Genomic DNA, 15,524 nt, shown 5'->3' on the forward strand with positions numbered 1-15,524 from the left:
TATGCGGGACTTGTCGGCGAACCCTAGGCTGACCGGCATGGCAGGCAAGGCAGCAGCGATGGAACTGGAAGTCGGCGGCCGGACCGTGCGGGTCTCGAACCCGGACAAGGTGTACTTCCCCGAACCCGGCTACACCAAGCTCGACATGGTCACCTACTACCTCACCGTCGGTGACGGCATCACCCGCGCCCTGCGGAACCGGCCCACCACCCTGGAGCGTTACCCCGACGGGGTGACCGGCGAGTCCTTCTTCCAGAAGCGGGCCCCCAAGTACCTGCCCGACTGGATCCCCACCGCCCACATCACCTTCCCCAGCGGCCGGTCCGCCGACGAGATGTGCCCCACCGAGCCGGCCGCCGTCCTCTGGGCCGCCAACCTCGGCGCCGTCACCTTCCACCCCTGGCCGGTACGGCGGGAGGACACCGACCACCCCGACGAGCTCCGCATCGACCTCGACCCACAGCCCGGCACGGATTACGCCGACGCCGTCCGCGCCGCCCACGAGCTGCGCTCCGTCCTCGACGAGCACGGACTGCGCGGCTGGCCGAAGACCTCGGGTGGCCGCGGGATCCACGTCTTCGTGCCGATCGCGCCCGACTGGACCTTCACGCAGGTCAGAAGGGCGGCCATCGCCTGCGGCCGGGAGCTGGAGCGACGCATGCCGGAGCAGGTCACCACGAAGTGGTGGAAGGAGGAGCGCGGGGAGCGGATCTTCGTCGACTACAACCAGACCGCCCGGGACCGGACCATCGCCTCCGCCTACTCGGTACGTCCGCGCCCGCACGCGCCCGTCTCGGCGCCGCTGCGATGGGACGAGATCGACGACGCCGTACCGCGCGACTTCGACATCAGGACGATGCAGGTCCGCTACGCCGAGCTCGGCGACGTCCACGCCGACATGGACGGCGAGCGGTTCAGTCTGGAGTCCCTGCTCGAACTGGCCCGGCGGGACGAGGCGGAGCACGGGCTCGGAGACCTGCCGTATCCGCCGGAGTATCCGAAGATGCCGGGCGAACCGAAGCGGGTCCAGCCGAGCCGCGCGAAGAAGGAGGCGTCCGAAGAGGCGTGACAGGGCGGGCCGGCCCGTTCCGGGTGGGGGCCGGCCCACTGCGTGCCTCCGATCTTAAAACAACACGAACGGTCGTGCTAGTATTTTTGCCACCTGGCCGACCGAGGAGATCCGGCATGTATCCGATGGCTCCGCTCGTACGCACCGTCCTGAACACCGCCGCCCGCGTCGCCCCAGGACCGGCCGGACGCTTGGCCTTCCACCTCTTCGTCCGCCCGCTGGGCCGCGCCCGGCAGCGGCCCGAGGAGGAGACGCTCTTCGCTGCCGCCCATACGGAACGCCTCCGCGTCCGGGGCAAGGACGTCGTCACGTACGCCTGGGGCGACGGGCATCGACCGGTCCTGCTCGTCCACGGCTGGTCCTCGCGCGCCTCACGGCTCACCGCCTTCGCCGAGGCCCTGCTCGAACGCGGCTACAGCCCGGTCGCCTTCGACGCTCCGGGCCACGGCGAGTCCTCGGGCAGAGCGAGCAACATCATCGAATACCGTGCCATCATCAAGGAGTTGCACTCCCGGCACGGCGACTTCGACGCCGTCGTCGCCCACTCCTTCGGCGTCCTCGCCACCCATCTGGCCCTCCGCGACGGCGTCCGCGCCGGTCGCTTCGTGGGGCTCGGCGGCGTCGGCTCCTTCACCATGCTGCTGGCGGGCTTCCGGGCCGGCTTCGGCGTCGACGAGCTGGTGATCCGGCGTATGCGCGCCTACGTCGAGCGGCGGGTCGCGCCCGGCGAGCCCGGCATCTGGGACCGGCTCGACGCCGATCGGGCAGCCGCCGAACTCGCCCTCCCCGTCCTGCTGTTCCACGACGAGGGTGACGACATGGTCCCGGTCGTCCAGGCGCGCCGACTGGACCGCGCCCACGGCGACCGGGCCCGGCTCGTCGTCACCCGGGGGCTCGGCCACCGCCGCATCCTGACGGACCCGGAAGTCGTGGCCGAGGCTGTGGAGTTCGTCACCGCCGGGGCCGTGCCGGAGCCGGCGGCCACGGCGCCCGAGGGCAGGGTCGCGACGGGCTGAGTCACGACGGGCTGAGTCACGACGGGCTGAGCCGGCCCTGGGCCGTCACCGGCGTGGCGCTCGTGGTCGTGTCGTCGCCCGGGGCCCTCAGGCCGGATCGGCGAGCGCCGCGCGGCCCCGGTCCGTGGCCGAGGAGAGCAGCCGGGCCGTGACGCCCCGCTCGGCGCGGCCGTACGCGCGGGTGTCGCCGAGCAGCACGGACTGCGCGTTGGCCGCCTCCATGAGGGCGATCACCTCGAAGGCCAGCTGCTCCACGTCCAGGTCCTCGGTGAAGTCGCCCACCGCACGGGCTTCCGACAGCGTCCGCTCCATGTACGCGTTCCAGTCGACGCGGGCCCGGGCCACGGCGTCGTGCACCGGACCCGTACGGGCATCGAACTCGGCCGAGACCGCGTAGAAGAAGCAGCCGCCCGAGAAGACCCGCCCCGAGGAGTACGTGAGCCAGTTCCGGCACAGTGCGCGCACGCGCGGTGCCCCCGGCGGCACGTCCTTCAGGGGTGCGACGACCTGCTCGGCGAAGACGGCGACGGCGGCCCTGATGGTGGCGAGCTGGAGTTCCTCCTTGGAGCCGAAGAGCGCGAAGACGCCGCTCTTGCTCAGCTCCAGCTCGGTCGCGATCCGGCCGAGGGACAGGCCTTCGAGCCCCTCGACGGACGCGATGTCCATGGTCCGGCCCAGTACGAGGCGTCGCGTCTGGTTGCCGCGCTCGACACGTCCGTCCGTCCTGGTGCCCGTGCCCGCGCTTGTGGCCGCGCCCGCGCCCGTGGTGCTTCCACTCATGCCCCCATCGTACTGAACGCACGACCGTGCGGAAATCTCCGCGCACGCGCGTGGCGCACCCTTCGGGGTCAGGCGCGGAAGGCGGCGGCGTGGGCCGCCGTCCCGCGTGACGGTCACGAGAATCGTCACGTCGCTCACTCCTCGTCCGTGCGGGGCGGCGAGGCTTCGTCCGCGCCGCCCCACGCAACGAACGGTAGGCGCGAAGTAGGACGGATCCTCCCTGCTTGACAGGGGACTACAGGGCCGGCAGCGGGTGCCAGAGGCCCGTCAGGCGCGGTCTCCGGGGTCCTGCCGTTCCGTCGGGGCCAGGAGCAGGACTTCCAGCGCCCTGGCGCACTCCCGCGCCTGCGCCAGGTACCAATCGAGCCGCGCGTCGGTGATCAGTTCCGGCGTCGCGCGGACCGCGAGCGCGAACCGCGCGTGCCCCGCCCGCTCCAGAACCGGTACGGCCACGGTCCGCACCCCGTGGGCCGACTCGCCGTCGTTGAGGGCGTACCCCGCCTCCCGTACCCGGGCCAACTCGGCTGCCAGGGCCGGAGGTTCGACGATGGTCCGCTCGGTGAACGCGGGCAGCGGCGGCAGGGAACGGGGGCCGCCCTCGCCCGCTCGGGGCCAGGCGAGCAGCACCTTCCCGAGCGCCGTGGAGTGCAGGGGCCGGCGCAGGCCGACCTTCGGGGTCACCGAACCGCCCGCCACGATCACCACGTGCGGGCCGCTGCGCAGCGCCAAGTCGGCTGTCGCGCCCGTCCGTTCGGCCAGATCGGCGAGCTCGGGCGTGGCCAGGTGCAGCCCTCGCTGGTGGTACGAGAGACGGCCGAGCTCCGTCATCGCCGGGCCGAGCCGGTAGCGGGCGGTGCGGGCGTCCTGCTCCAGGAAGCCCGCACCGAGCAGGGTCCGCGCCAGCCGGTGCGCCGTGGAGGTGGAGAGTCCGAGCCGGCGTGCGAGGTCGGAGGCGCTCAGATCGGGCCCGTTGTCGTGGAAACAGTGCAGCACGTCCAGGGCGCGGCGGACCGCCTGGGCGCCCGCCGGGGGTCGGGCGATGCCGGCCTCGGTCGTCATAGGGTTCGCTCCCCGTGGGTGATCGGGCTCCCACGCTCCCACATGGCGGGAGCCGATTCAGGCGGGGGACGGGGTCGGAAACACTCTGTTCATACGCAATCCCACATCGTGGGAGTCGAGTTGTGAGGGGTCGAACTCCCGTGGCAGGGTTCCGGCCAACACACCACAGCGGCGACGACGCGAAGGGAGCAGGCCCGCAATGAACGAACGACGTACCGCACGCTCCACGCCCGCCGCCTCTCCCGAGGTTCCCGCGCTCACCCGGCGCCGCCACATCGACCTGGCGCGCGTCGCCGCCGCGACCTGTCGCTGAGCCGTCCGCACGTCGTCGCACGTCGCCGCCCCGCGCACACCGGGACGCGCTCACCGCGCCGCCCCTGACTCCCGCTGACACGGGTCCCATCCGGTGTGACCTGTGACCTGCGTACGGTCCCGCTCGTTTCTCGCGCCGCGCTTCCGACCCGCGTCCTCACCTCCACCACGCCATCGAGCGCCCCGGCCCCCTGTGCGCCGGCCCCACCACACCCCGGGAATCCCTCCATGACCCCTGCCCGCGTCCCCGACACGCTCTGGTTCACCCGTTGCCCGGTCCCCACCGCCACCGGTGTCGCCGCCGACCGCGGCTGGCTGGCCGGGGAGTTCGCCCCGGACGGGATCGCCGTCCGCTCCCTCCAGGACGCCGAACCCGGCGCCGACCGTGCCGCCCACTTCACCCACGCCCTTCCCGGGCTCTTCCGCGAGGGCGGCAACGTGCCCGCGCTGTGGGCCCGTTCGCGCGGCGAGCGCACCCGGCTCATCGGCCTCACCTGGATCGAGGAGCGCCAGACCGTACTCGTCGCCCCCGGCTCCCGGGTCCGCGGAGCCGCCGCCCTGCGCGGCCTCCGCCTCGCCGTGCCCCGCCACTCCGTGCCGATCGACTTCTGGCGGGCCATGGCCCTGCGCGGTTTCGATGGCGTCCTCGCCTCGGCGGGGTACGGACTCACGGACGCCGTCCTCGTCGACGTACCGGCCGACGGGCACTCCGGACAGTGGGCCGCCGAGCTGGCCGCACTGCGCCGGGGCGAGGTCGACGCCGTGTACGTGAAGGGCGCCCTCGCCGTCGAGGCGGCCCGCCGCGCCGGAGCCGAGGTCGCCGTGGAACTCGACGAGCTCCCCGACCCCGCGCACCGCGTCAACAACGGCACCCCGCGCCCCCTCACCGTGCACCAGGACCTCCTGGACGAGCATCCCCAGCTGGTGGCGCGCTTCCTCGCCGTCCTGCTCCGCGCCGCCGACTGGGCCGCCGACGAGCCCACCGAGGTCGCCCGCATCCTCGGCGCCGAGACCGGCGCGGGTGCCGAGGGTGTCGCCGGCGCCTACCGGCCCGGCACCCACCGCACCCTCCACCCGGACCTGTCGGCCACCCGGCTCGACCTGCTCGCCCGCCAGGAGGAGGCACTCCGCGCGCACGGCTTCCTGCCCGAGGCCGTGGACGTACGGGCCTGGGCCGACCCGGAGCCCCTGCGCCTCGCCCGCCTCCTCGCCCCCGCCGCCGGACGGCAGTCCCCGTATCCCCTCCCGTAACCGCGAAGCGCCGCCGCCTCACCCGATCCACCCGCCCCCGACCCGCCTCCGAGAAGGACGACCGCCATGCGCCCACTCACCCTGCTCGCCGCTCTGGCGGCCCTCTCCGCCCTCTCCACCGTCACCGCCTGCGGCGGCGCCACGGGCACGGAGGGGTCGAAGGGAACGAGCGGCACCGTCACCGTCCGCATCCCCGACCCCGGCAACGCGGGCGTCCTCGCCCGCGGCAAGAAGGACGGCAGCCTCGACAAGGCGCTCGCCGCCGTCGACGCCAAGGTGGCCTGGACCGGCAGCGCCGGCCCCTTCGCCCCCGCCGCCCAGGCCATGAACGCCGACCAGCTCGACATCGCGACCGGCTCCATCACCTCCGGCATCACGTCTCTCTCCCAGAGCCCCGGCTTCGCCTTCTTCACGGCCACCGACCCCGACCCCGTCGGCGAGGGCATCCTCGTCCGCGAGGGTTCGGACATCGCCTCCGTCAAGGACCTCGTCGGCCGCAAGGTCGCCGTCAACAAGGGCGGCACCGGCGAGTACCTGCTGCTCAAGGCACTCGCCCGGGCAGACGTCCCCGCCGACAAGGTCGAGCGGGTCTACCTGCGCCCGGACCAGACGGCCGCCGTCTTCAACGCGGGCCAGGTCGACGCCTGGGCCGTCTGGTCCACCTACGCCGTCGCCGAGATCGGCTCCGGCAAGGCGCACTTCGTCGCCGACGGCACCGCGATCGGTTCCGACAACTACAGCCTCAACGCGGTCCGTTCGGAGTTCGCCGCGCAGCACCCCGAGGTCGTGAAGGCGCTCTACCGCTACCTCCACGAGAACAGCGCCAAGGAGAAGAGCGACCCGGCCGCCTACCTCAACGTCTTCACCGACGCCGGCCCCACGGCCGTCAACGGCAAGGCCAAGGAGGTCCAGATCGGCTTCACCCGCAAGGGAGGCACCGTCGACCCGATCGGCGCCGAGGACATCAAGCGCTTCGAGACCGTCGCCCGGTTCTACGCCGACCAGAAGGTCACGCCGAACAAGGTCGACATCGCCGCCCATCTCCTCGACATCGAGAAGCTGTCATGACGAGCGTGACGACCACGGCGACCGACGTGGCCGCGACGGCCGAGGAGGCCACGACGGCCACGGCGACCGCGACGGCCGGGGAGGCCACGGCGACAGCGACGGCCACCGGACTCGTCGCGCCCCGCCCGCCCCTCCGTCGTCCCCACTCCCGCGCCCGCTCCCTCACCGTCCGCGCCCTCGGGCCGGTCGCCCTCCTCGCCCTGTGGTGGATCTCCTCCGCCACCGGCCTCCTCACCCCCGACGTGCTTGCTTCTCCGCCCCAAGTCATCCAAGCCGTAGGCGAGTTGTGGGGCAACGGGCAGCTTCCGGACGCGCTCGCCACCTCCCTCACCCGCTCGGGCATCGGACTCGTCATCGGCCTCGCCGCCGGGCTCACCCTCGGCATCACCACCGGCTTCACCCGGCTCGGCGACGAGCTCCTCGACTCCTCCCTCCAGACCCTGCGGACCATCCCCTTCCTCTCCCTCGTCCCGCTCTTCATGGTGTGGTTCGGCATCAACGAGACCGCGAAGATCCTGCTCATCGCCGTCGCCACCACCTTCCCCATGTACGTCTCCACCTCCGGCGGCGTCCGCGACACCGACCGCAAGCTCGTCGAGGCCATGCGCAGCTTCGGCCTCGGCCGCCTCGCGATCGTCCGCCAGGTCGTCCTGCCCGGCGCGCTTCCCTCGCTCCTCGCCGGACTCCGGCTCTCCATGACGCTGAGCGTGATCGCGCTCATCGCCGCCGAGGAGATCAACGCCACCGAAGGCATCGGCTACTTGATGTCCCAGGCCCAGAGCTACGCCCGCACCGACATCCTCGCCGTCTGCATCCTCGTGTACGGACTGCTCGGCCTCACCGCCGACGTCCTCGTCCGCGGCCTGGAGCGGATCCTCATGCCTTGGCGCACGGCGGGCCCCGGAGGAGGAACCCGATGAGCACGTCCACGTCCACAGCTACAGTCACGGCCACAGTCACGGCCACAGCCGCAGCCGCAGCCGCAGCCGCAGCCGCAGCCACAGCCACAGCCACAGCCACGGCCGTACGGGTACGGGGCCTGCGCCGTGTCTTCGGCACCCGCCCCGTCCTCGACGGCCTGGACCTCACCCTCGCGCGCGGCGAGTTCCTCGCCCTGCTCGGGGCGAGCGGCAGCGGCAAGACGACCCTGCTGCGCATCCTCGGCGGCCTCGACGGCGCCGACGGGGGAGAGGCCCTCGTCCCCGCCGCCCGCACGATCGTCTTCCAGGAGCCCCGCCTCATCCCCTCCACGAAGGTCCTCGGCAACGTGACCGTCGGGCTGCCGCGCGGGGCGGCGACCAGGGCGACCGGCCTGCGGGCCCTCGCCGAGGTCGGCCTCGACCGTCACGCCGACGCCTGGCCGGCCACCCTGTCCGGCGGCGAGGCCCAACGCGTCGCGCTGGCCAGGGCGTTGGTTCGGCAGCCCGAACTCCTGCTCCTCGACGAGCCGTTCGCCGCGCTCGACGCGCTGACCCGGCTCCGCATGCAGGACCTCGTCGGCGAGCTGCGCCGCGTCCACCACCCCGCGGTCCTGCTCGTCACCCACGACGTCGACGAGGCCGTACGCCTCGCCGACCGGGTCGCCGTCCTGCGCGACGGGCGGCTCGTCACCGACGTACCCGTCACCGTCGCCCGACCCCGCGACCCCGGCGACCCGGACTTCGTCGCCCTGCGCCGCCGCCTCCTCGCCGACCTCGGCGTCCACGCGCCCCAGGAAGCACCCACCGCCGCCCCCGTCCCTCTCGAAGGAGCCCTCGCATGACCGTCACCATCGGTGTCCACCGCAGCAACCCCTCCCTCTACCACCTCTCCCGCCTCGGCTACGCGGAGGAGGAGCTCGCCGCCCTCGGCGAGACCGTGACCTGGCACCCGTACACCGACGGCGTCCGTACCGGGGCCTTCCTGGCCGATGGCACCATCGACTTCGGCGGCACCGGCTCCACTCCGCCCGTCACCGCGCAGGCGGCCGGCCACGACATCGTCTACACCGCCGTCTCGGCGCCCCGGCCCGACCACGGCGCCCTCCTCGTCACCGACGACAGCCCGATCCGTACCATCGTCGACCTCAAGGGCGGCACCGTCCACCTCGCCGTCGGCTCCTGGCAGACGCATCTCGTCGCCAAGGCCCTGGACGACGCCGGCCTCTCGTACGCCACCGACATCACCCCCGTACGCGGCGACTCCGGCAGCGAGGCGAAGCTCCGCTCCGGTGAGATCACCGCCTGGGTCGCCCAGGGCGCCGAGCTCGCCGCCGCCCGCCGCACCGGAGGGCTGCGCACCGTGGTCCGCACCGGCGAGGTCATCACCGACCGGTCCGTCTTCTTCGCCCGCCGCGATCTGGCCGAGGAGCGGCCCGAGGTCGTCGAGGCGCTCACCCGTGCCCTCCGGCGGGCCGACGACTGGGCCGCCGCGCATCCGCGCGAGGCCGCCGAGATCGCCGCAGCCGACCAGGGCGGCACCGCGGACGACTGGGAGACCGCGCTGCGCGCCCTCCCCTGGACGATCGAACCAGTCACCGAGGAGTTCATCGCCGAGCAGCAGCAGGCGGCGGACATCTTCCACCGCACCGGATTCATCGACCGCGCGATCACCGTCGCCGACGCGCTGCCTGGGAAGGCCTGACCCATGGCACGCCCCGCAACCACCACAAGCCCCGCAACCACCACAAGCACCACAGGCCTCGCACCCGAAGTCCTCTGGTACATCATCCCGCGCGAAGGCGCCTACCCGTGGGAGCCGGCCGGCCGTCGCCCCGTCGACCTCGGCTATCTCCGGCAGCTCGCCGGCACCGTCGAACGCCTCGGCTACACAGGGGCGTTGCTCGCCACCGACCTCTACGACGTCTGGCCGCTCGGCTCCGCGCTCGCGGCCTCCACCAGCACCCGCTTCAAGCCGCTGCTCGCCGTCCATCCGGGCCTGATCGCCCCGACCCTGCTCGCCAAGATGGCGCTCAGCTTCGACAACCTCTTCGGCGGCCGCCTCCGCTTCAACGTGGTCAACGGCTCCACCTCCGCCCTGCGCGAGTACGGCCTCCACGTCGAGCACGACGAGCGCTACGCACTCAGCGCCGAGTACTGGTCGATCGTCAAGCGGCTCACGGCGGGGGAGGTCTTCGACCACCAGGGCCGCTTCTACGACCTCAAGGACGCGGGCGCCTCCTTCCGGGACCTCAGGCCCGTCCAGGAGCCGCACGTCCCGCTGTGGTTCGGCGGTTCGTCGGCGCCGGGCATCGAGATGGCCGCGGAGCACGTCGACGTCTACCTGACCTGGGGCGAGCCTCCGCACCTGCTGAAGGAGAAGCTCGACCACGTACGGGCCCGGGCCGCGGCCCACGGCCGTACCCTCCGGATCGGTCTCCGGCTCCACCTCATCGTCCGCGACACCGAGGACGCGGCCTGGGCGGCGGCCGACCGGCTGCTCGACGTCACCAGCGAGGCGACGTACGCCCGACAGCTCGGCGAGCGGGCGGGCGAGGACGGCGTCGGCTGGCAGCGCCAGTTCCGGCAGCACGGCGGCCGGGTCCCCGCGCGGGCGCGCGAACTGGAGGCGTACCCCAACCTCTGGCCCGGCATGGGGCTGTTCCGGCCCGGCCCGGGAACAGCGGTCGTCGGCTCGACGGCCCAGGTCGTGGAGCGCCTCCAGGAGTACCGGGAGCTGGGCGTGGACACGTTCATCCTGTCCGGGAACCCGCTCCTGGAGGAGGCCTACCGGGTGGCCGAGACGGTCCTCCCGGCCCTGGGTATCCGCCATTGATCGAACGTTGATGGCCTGTTTACGCCAGGCAGGCAACGTGTGGGTCATGCAGACGATGACCGACGTGCTGACCGCTCCCGCTCCCGACTTCTCCTGGCGTGAGAACGCCCTGTGCGCCCAGGCGGGCCCGGAGTTCTTCTTCCCGGCCCCCGGCTCGTCGACGCGCGAGGCCAAGCAGCTGTGCGGGGCGTGCGAGGGGCGTGTGGCGTGCCTGGAGTACGCGCTGGCCCACGACGAGCGGTTCGGGGTGTGGGGCGGGCTCTCCGAGAAGGAGCGCGTGCGGCTCAAGCGGCAGCAGGGCCGCCGCTGAGCCGCACGGGCTCCTCCTCAGGCGAACGGGAGGATCAGCCGGCCGCTCGGGCCGCCACGCGGGCCTTGCGGGCCGCGAGCTTCGCGTCGAACTTGCTGGCCTCGCTGTCCAGGCCGTTCATGTACAGACCCAGCTCGTCCTGGGCCTGGAGGCCCTCCGGGCCGAGCCCCTCGATCTGGAGGACCTTGAGGAAGCGCAGGACCGGCTGGAGGACGTCGTCGTGGTGGATGCGCATGTTGTAGATCTCGCCGATCGCCATCTGCGCGGCCGCCCGCTCGAAGCCCGGCATGCCGTGTCCGGGCATCCGGAAGTTCACGACCACGTCCCGCACGGCCATCATGGTCAGGTCGGGGGCGAGCTCGAAGGCCGCGCCCAGCAGGTTCCGGTAGAAGACCATGTGCAGGTTCTCGTCGGTGGCGATCCGGGAGAGCATCCGGTCGCAGACCGGGTCGCCCGACTGGTGGCCGGTGTTCCGGTGCGAGATGCGGGTCGCGAGCTCCTGGAAGGCGACGTACGCCACGGAGTGCAGCATCGAGTGCCGGTTGTCGGACTCGAAGCCCTCGCTCATGTGCGCCATCCGGAACTGCTCCAGCTTGTCCGGGTCGACGGCGCGCGAGGCGAGGAGGTAGTCGCGCATCACGATGCCGTGGCGGCCCTCCTCGGCGGTCCAGCGGTGCACCCAGGTGCCCCAGGCGCCGTCACGGCCGAAGAGGCTGGCGATCTCGTGGTGGTAGCTCGGGAGGTTGTCCTCGGTGAGCAGATTGACCACGAGGGCGATCTTGCCGATCTCGGTGACCTTGGACTGCTTGGGGTCCCAGGCCTCGCCGTCCTCGAAGAAGCCGGGGAAGTTCCGGCCGTCGGACCACGGCACGTACTCGTGCGGCATCCAGTCCTTGGTGACCTTCAGGTGCCGGTTGAGCTCCTTCTCCACGACCTCTTCCAGCGCGTAGAGCAGGCGCGCGTCGGTCCACTCCGCCGAGCTGCCGAGGTGGGGAGAGGTGAGTGTCACGGGGACTCCTGGGGACGGAGAGAAGGGCCTACGGGATTACCTACGGATTCGTAGGTTACGAGACCGTAGGTTAAGGCTCCGTAAGGCGTCGGCCAAGCTCGTCTGGACGATGTCCGGTTACGTTCCGTTATGTGCGCTGCTCCGGCCGGGTGCTGGAGATGCAGGTCACGTCCTCTTCGCGCGCCGTCGGCCGACCGGTCGACTACGCAGAGCAGACGGTTCGGAGCGGACGGTTCAGGGTCGACGGTTCAGGGCGGGCGGGTCAGAGCAGATGGTCCGCCGCGCCGGCCTTCACCGCGGAGATCAGGGCGCGGAGCGCCTCCACCGAGTCGCTGACGTACTCGCCGGGGGCGAGGGTCGAGCCGATGTAGGCCCGGCCGGAGTCGTCGAGGCCGAACCGGAAACAGTTCGCGCCCTCGCTGCAGAAGGCTTCGTTCCAGTCGATGGCGGCGGCGACGGGGGCGGCACCGAGAGGGGTGGCGGCGTCGAGAGGGGCGGCCGCGAGAGGGGCGTGGGTCGTGACGTTCATGGTGGGGCGGTCCTTCACAGATCCTGGGCGATGGCGCGTATGAACGCGCGTGATTCGGTCGTGGACAGGGCGAGCCCGCGCAGTCGCTCCAGGAGCCCCCGGTAGCGGCGGAGCTTCATGTCCGCGTCGAGGAGGATCGATCCGTGGGAGGAGTCGAGCTGCACGGTGTCGAGCTGCGGCACGGGCGCGGCCACATAGGTGAACGACTGGCCCGCGCCGGGGAAACCCCCCGCGGCGAAGGGGATGACGCGGACGGTCACGGTGTCCCGCTCGGCGTACGCGAGGATGTGCTCCAGCTGGTCCCGCGCGACCTTCGGTCCGCCGAACTGCATGCGCAGCGCCGCCTCGTGGATCACGGCCTCGTAGAGCACGGGCCGGTCCCGGTCCAGGACCTCCTGGCGGCGCAGCCGCAGCGCGAGGCGGGCCTCCAGGTCGGGTCCCGGCAGGAGCGGGACGGCGGTGTCGAAGACGGCCCGCGCGTGCTCCTCGGTCTGCAGGAGACCCGGGATGTGGGTGGTGACGGCGCTCTGCAACTCCGAGGAGTGGAACTCCAGTTCGGCGATGTCGATGAGCGCGGGCGGCAGTAGTCCGCGATGCTCCTCCCACCAGCCGCGGTCCCGCTCCTGGGCGATGTCGGCGAGCAGGTCGACGAGGGCCGTGTCGGGGCAGCCGTAGTTGAAGGCGAGGGTGCGGACGCGCTCGGCGCTGATGCCGAAGCGGCCCGACTCGATGTTGGGGATACGGGTGCGGTCGACGCCCAGGAGGGCGGCGGCCTGCTGAGCCGACATGCCCGACTGTTCGCGCAGTTTGCGCAGTTCGCTCCCGAGGCGCTGCTGTCGTGCGGTCGGGCTGCTCCTGGGTGGCACGCTCGGTCTCCCCTTTCGTTGCGTGACGACGACGACCGTCGCGGATCGCCATTTCGGTCGGAATGGCACGACTACCCGCAAGTAGTAGCACTGTGCTCCGCTGGTGCGCTACGGTCGGTAGCGCAAGTCTCACACGGGGCGACTGTGACCGTGTGTGCGTACCCCCCCAATGCGCAAGAAATGTGAGCAACCCGATGAAGGGCGCACTGCGTTGCCTCCCGTCCGCCGTCACGGCCGGGCCCATACCTCCCGCCACGGAGAACCTCAGCTACTCGATGCTCCTCCCCGGAGGCGCCTACTGTGCCGGACTCGCCCGTGAGTCGGTCGGCACGCTCCTCACCCGGCACGGCCTCTCGGACCTCTGCGAGACCGCCGCCCTTGCCACCTCGGAACTCGTCGCCGCGGCATACCGCTTCACACCCGACCGCGAGATGATCCTGCGCGTCCGCTGGCAGTACGAGGCGCTGCGGATCGTGCTCTACGACCAGCACCCGGTCCACGCCTCGCCGACCGCCGCCGAGGAATGCCGCGACCGCCGCAGCAGCAGCATGTGGCTGCTGGCCGCGGCGGTCGACGCACACGGTGGGGACTGGGGCCTCGCCCCCGTACTGACGCCGGGTGGCGGCACCAAGTCCTGGGCCTTACTTCATCGCTGACACCTTGACGGCCTGATGCCTCGCCACCCCGTCCCACGGGCTCGAAGCCCCACCCCCGCGACGCGATGCCCCGCTAGTTCCTCGACGTCACACCCCGGACCTCTTCCGCCGTTGTCGGCCGCAGCTCACCGTCGAGCAGCAGCCAGCGCGTGATGCCGAGCGACTCCAGGAACGTCACGTCGTGGCTCGCCACGACCAGCGCCCCCTCGTACGCGTCGAGGGCCGCCGTCAGCTTCCGGACCGACCCCATGTCCAGGTTGTTCGTCGGCTCGTCCAGCATCAGCAGCTGCGGAGCCGGCTCCGCCAGGAGCAGCGCCGCGAGCGTCGCCCGGAACCGCTCCCCGCCCGAGAGGGTGCCCACGGGCTGATCCGCCCGCGCCCCCCGGAACAGAAACCTCGCCAGCCGCGCCCTGATCGCGTTCCCCGTCGCCGTGGGCGCGAAGCGGGCCACGTTCTCCACCACGCTCAGCCCGTCGTCGAGGACGTCGAGCCGTTGCGGCAGGAAGCGGAGCGGTACCCGCGCGTCCGCCTCACCCGACAGCGGCTCCACCTCCCCGGCGATCGTCCGGAGCAGTGTCGTCTTGCCGGCGCCGTTCCGGCCGACCAGCGCGATCCGCTCCGGGCCGCGCAGCGCGAACTCGCCGTCGACCCTGGCCCCGTACCGCAGCTCCAGGTCGCGCAGGAACAGGACCTCGCGGCCCGGCGGCACCGAGGTGCGGGGCAGTTCGACGCGGATCTCGTCGTCGTCCCGTACCGCCTCCACCGCCGCGTCGAGCCGCTCCCTGGCCTCGGAGAGCCGCTCCGTGTGCAGGGTGCGGTGCTTCCCGGCCGCGACCTGGGCATCGCTCTTGCGGCCGTTCGCCACGATCTTCGGTACGACCTTGTTCTCGTAACTCTTCTGTGCGAACCGCTTGCGCCGCGCCAACTTCGTCTGTGCTTCGCCGAGTTCACGCTTCTGGCGCTGCACGTCGGCTTCGGCGACCCGCACCATCCGCTCCGCGGTCTCCTGTTCCGCGGCGAGTGCCGTCTCGTACGCGGACCACGGGCCGCCGTACCAGGTGACCTCGCCGTCCCGGAGATCGGCGATCTGGTCGACGCGTTCCAGGAGTTCCTGGTCGTGGCTGACCACGACCAGGACCCCGGACCAGCCCTCCACCGCCTCGTACAGGCGGGCGCGGGCGTGCAGGTCCAGATTGTTCGTCGGCTCGTCGAGCAGCAGCACGTCGGGCCGGGCGAGCAGCAGCGCCGCGAGGCGCAGCAGGACGGACTCGCCGCCCGAGACCTCGCCGACGGTCCGGTCGAGGCCGACGGCGGTGAGCCCCAGCTGATCGAGGGTGGCGCGGGCCCGCTCCTCGACGTCCCAGTCGTCGGCGAGGGCGGTGAAGTGCTCTTCGGCGGGGTCACCCGCCTCGATGGCGTGCAGCGCGGCGCGCTTCCCCGCGATGCCGAGGATCTCGTCGACCCGCCGCGAGGTGTCCAGGACGAGGTTCTGCGGCAGGTAGCCGAGCTCGCCCGTGACCCGGATCGTGCCGGAGGCCGGGGTGAGCTCTCCCGCGAGGAGTTTCAGGAGTGTCGACTTCCCGGAGCCGTTGAGCCCGACGAGCCCGGTGCGGCCGGGGCCGACCGTGAGGCGGAAGTCGTCGAGGACCTCGGTGCCGTCAGGCCAGGAGAAGGAGAGCGAGGAACAGGTGATGAACGTGGGGTGATGCGCCATGGAGGCCTCCCGGTTGCGCTAGCGCGGGCGTGAATGGGCGACGCGAGAGACACCGGGGCGCGGGCTGTGGAAAGAACGGCTCGTACGCCGAGGTCGAGAACGGCACACGCGGCACAGGGGGCACGCGCGGCG

At 72.1% G+C, this 15,524-nt stretch carries 17 protein-coding genes; 11 read left to right on the forward strand and 6 right to left on the reverse strand.

Annotated features, from left to right (window positions below; genetic code table 11):
• Positions 1-37 precede the first annotated feature (37 nt).
• Positions 38-1,069: a non-homologous end-joining DNA ligase gene (gene ligD, locus ACFWWU_RS19355; RefSeq protein WP_384146790.1), complete on the forward strand. Its 1,032-nt coding sequence runs from the start codon at positions 38-40 to the stop codon at positions 1,067-1,069.
• A gap of 116 nt (positions 1,070-1,185) precedes the next feature.
• A complete protein-coding gene (locus tag ACFWWU_RS19360; RefSeq protein WP_384146793.1) occupies positions 1,186-2,085 on the forward strand; it encodes an alpha/beta hydrolase in 900 nt (299 codons plus the stop codon).
• Between the two features lie 87 nt (positions 2,086-2,172).
• Here the strand turns inward: ACFWWU_RS19360 and ACFWWU_RS19365 are convergent, their stop codons facing one another.
• Together ACFWWU_RS19365 and ACFWWU_RS19370 are read right to left on the reverse strand one after the other, a co-directional pair.
• Positions 2,173-2,865 (reverse strand): TetR/AcrR family transcriptional regulator, encoded by a 693-nt coding sequence (locus ACFWWU_RS19365; RefSeq protein ID WP_384146796.1) that lies wholly within the window; start codon positions 2,863-2,865, stop codon positions 2,173-2,175.
• 267 nt (positions 2,866-3,132) lie between these two features.
• Positions 3,133-3,924: an IclR family transcriptional regulator gene (locus tag ACFWWU_RS19370; RefSeq protein ID WP_384146799.1), complete on the reverse strand. Its 792-nt coding sequence runs from the start codon at positions 3,922-3,924 to the stop codon at positions 3,133-3,135.
• A gap of 199 nt (positions 3,925-4,123) precedes the next feature.
• Between ACFWWU_RS19370 and ACFWWU_RS19375 the strand changes: the two genes are divergently transcribed.
• The 8 genes from ACFWWU_RS19375 to ACFWWU_RS19410 all read left to right on the forward strand — a co-directional run bounded on the left by ACFWWU_RS19375 (position 4,124) and on the right by ACFWWU_RS19410 (position 10,618).
• Positions 4,124-4,237, forward strand: a complete 114-nt coding sequence (locus ACFWWU_RS19375; protein WP_384146802.1) for a putative leader peptide — start codon at positions 4,124-4,126, stop codon at positions 4,235-4,237.
• Between the two features lie 227 nt (positions 4,238-4,464).
• Complete coding sequence (locus ACFWWU_RS19380; protein ID WP_384146805.1) at positions 4,465-5,487, forward strand: ABC transporter substrate-binding protein; 1,023 nt, start codon at positions 4,465-4,467, stop codon at positions 5,485-5,487.
• Positions 5,488-5,553: 66 nt separating this feature from the next.
• Positions 5,554-6,555 (forward strand): ABC transporter substrate-binding protein, encoded by a 1,002-nt coding sequence (locus tag ACFWWU_RS19385; protein ID WP_384146808.1) that lies wholly within the window; start codon positions 5,554-5,556, stop codon positions 6,553-6,555.
• On the forward strand, positions 6,552-7,475 hold the full coding sequence (locus tag ACFWWU_RS19390; RefSeq protein WP_384146811.1) for an ABC transporter permease: 924 nt from the start codon (positions 6,552-6,554) through the stop codon (positions 7,473-7,475). Before ACFWWU_RS19385 ends, ACFWWU_RS19390 begins: the two co-directional genes overlap by 4 nt.
• Positions 7,472-8,317, forward strand: coding sequence for an ABC transporter ATP-binding protein (locus ACFWWU_RS19395; RefSeq protein ID WP_384146814.1), 846 nt, complete (start codon positions 7,472-7,474; stop codon positions 8,315-8,317). Before ACFWWU_RS19390 ends, ACFWWU_RS19395 begins: the two co-directional genes overlap by 4 nt.
• Complete coding sequence (locus ACFWWU_RS19400; protein WP_384146817.1) at positions 8,314-9,177, forward strand: ABC transporter substrate-binding protein; 864 nt, start codon at positions 8,314-8,316, stop codon at positions 9,175-9,177. Before ACFWWU_RS19395 ends, ACFWWU_RS19400 begins: the two co-directional genes overlap by 4 nt.
• Positions 9,178-9,180: 3 nt before the next feature.
• Positions 9,181-10,308, forward strand: coding sequence for an LLM class flavin-dependent oxidoreductase (locus tag ACFWWU_RS19405; protein ID WP_384146820.1), 1,128 nt, complete (start codon positions 9,181-9,183; stop codon positions 10,306-10,308).
• A gap of 46 nt (positions 10,309-10,354) precedes the next feature.
• Positions 10,355-10,618: a WhiB family transcriptional regulator gene (locus ACFWWU_RS19410; protein ID WP_384146823.1), complete on the forward strand. Its 264-nt coding sequence runs from the start codon at positions 10,355-10,357 to the stop codon at positions 10,616-10,618.
• 34 nt (positions 10,619-10,652) lie between these two features.
• Here the strand turns inward: ACFWWU_RS19410 and ACFWWU_RS19415 are convergent, their stop codons facing one another.
• The 3 genes from ACFWWU_RS19415 to ACFWWU_RS19425 form a co-directional block, all read right to left on the reverse strand.
• Entirely contained in the window at positions 10,653-11,627 is a 975-nt protein-coding gene (locus tag ACFWWU_RS19415; protein WP_384146826.1) for an acyl-ACP desaturase, read from the reverse strand.
• 262 nt (positions 11,628-11,889) lie between these two features.
• On the reverse strand, positions 11,890-12,156 hold the full coding sequence (locus ACFWWU_RS19420; protein ID WP_384146829.1) for a hypothetical protein: 267 nt from the start codon (positions 12,154-12,156) through the stop codon (positions 11,890-11,892).
• 14 nt (positions 12,157-12,170) lie between these two features.
• Positions 12,171-13,022, reverse strand: a complete 852-nt coding sequence (locus ACFWWU_RS19425; protein WP_384146832.1) for a helix-turn-helix domain-containing protein — start codon at positions 13,020-13,022, stop codon at positions 12,171-12,173.
• A gap of 194 nt (positions 13,023-13,216) precedes the next feature.
• Here ACFWWU_RS19425 and ACFWWU_RS19430 point away from each other — a divergent pair, with 194 nt between their 5' ends.
• Positions 13,217-13,678 (forward strand): ATP-binding protein, encoded by a 462-nt coding sequence (locus tag ACFWWU_RS19430; protein WP_384146835.1) that lies wholly within the window; start codon positions 13,217-13,219, stop codon positions 13,676-13,678.
• A 73-nt stretch (positions 13,679-13,751) separates the two neighbouring features.
• On the opposite strand, the gene ACFWWU_RS19435 is transcribed toward ACFWWU_RS19430, so the two are convergent.
• Entirely contained in the window at positions 13,752-15,392 is a 1,641-nt protein-coding gene (locus ACFWWU_RS19435; protein WP_384146838.1) for an ABC-F family ATP-binding cassette domain-containing protein, read from the reverse strand.
• Positions 15,393-15,524: the final 132 nt, after the last annotated feature.

It is taken from the genome of Streptomyces sp. NPDC058650, assembly GCF_042717315.1.
GTDB lineage: Bacteria > Actinomycetota > Actinomycetes > Streptomycetales > Streptomycetaceae > Streptomyces.

Excerpts from the sequence above, each read along its gene's own strand:
- ACFWWU_RS19365 (WP_384146796.1), bottom strand. The coding sequence starts at position 2,865 with ATGAGTGGAAGCACCACGGGCGCGGGCGCGGCCACAAGCGCGGGCACG.
- ACFWWU_RS19410 (WP_384146823.1), top strand. The coding sequence starts at position 10,355 with ATGCAGACGATGACCGACGTGCTGACCGCTCCCGCTCCCGACTTCTCC.
- ACFWWU_RS19420 (WP_384146829.1), bottom strand. The coding sequence starts at position 12,156 with ATGAACGTCACGACCCACGCCCCTCTCGCGGCCGCCCCTCTCGACGCC.
- ACFWWU_RS19360 (WP_384146793.1), top strand. The coding sequence starts at position 1,186 with ATGTATCCGATGGCTCCGCTCGTACGCACCGTCCTGAACACCGCCGCC.
- ACFWWU_RS19405 (WP_384146820.1), top strand. The coding sequence starts at position 9,181 with ATGGCACGCCCCGCAACCACCACAAGCCCCGCAACCACCACAAGCACC.
- ACFWWU_RS19400 (WP_384146817.1), top strand. The coding sequence starts at position 8,314 with ATGACCGTCACCATCGGTGTCCACCGCAGCAACCCCTCCCTCTACCAC.
- ACFWWU_RS19370 (WP_384146799.1), bottom strand. The coding sequence starts at position 3,924 with ATGACGACCGAGGCCGGCATCGCCCGACCCCCGGCGGGCGCCCAGGCG.
- ACFWWU_RS19385 (WP_384146808.1), top strand. The coding sequence starts at position 5,554 with ATGCGCCCACTCACCCTGCTCGCCGCTCTGGCGGCCCTCTCCGCCCTC.
- ACFWWU_RS19375 (WP_384146802.1), top strand. The coding sequence starts at position 4,124 with ATGAACGAACGACGTACCGCACGCTCCACGCCCGCCGCCTCTCCCGAG.
- ACFWWU_RS19430 (WP_384146835.1), top strand. The coding sequence starts at position 13,217 with ATGAAGGGCGCACTGCGTTGCCTCCCGTCCGCCGTCACGGCCGGGCCC.
- ACFWWU_RS19380 (WP_384146805.1), top strand. The coding sequence starts at position 4,465 with ATGACCCCTGCCCGCGTCCCCGACACGCTCTGGTTCACCCGTTGCCCG.
- ACFWWU_RS19390 (WP_384146811.1), top strand. The coding sequence starts at position 6,552 with ATGACGAGCGTGACGACCACGGCGACCGACGTGGCCGCGACGGCCGAG.
- ACFWWU_RS19435 (WP_384146838.1), bottom strand. The coding sequence starts at position 15,392 with ATGGCGCATCACCCCACGTTCATCACCTGTTCCTCGCTCTCCTTCTCC.
- ligD (WP_384146790.1), top strand. The coding sequence starts at position 38 with ATGGCAGGCAAGGCAGCAGCGATGGAACTGGAAGTCGGCGGCCGGACC.
- ACFWWU_RS19395 (WP_384146814.1), top strand. The coding sequence starts at position 7,472 with ATGAGCACGTCCACGTCCACAGCTACAGTCACGGCCACAGTCACGGCC.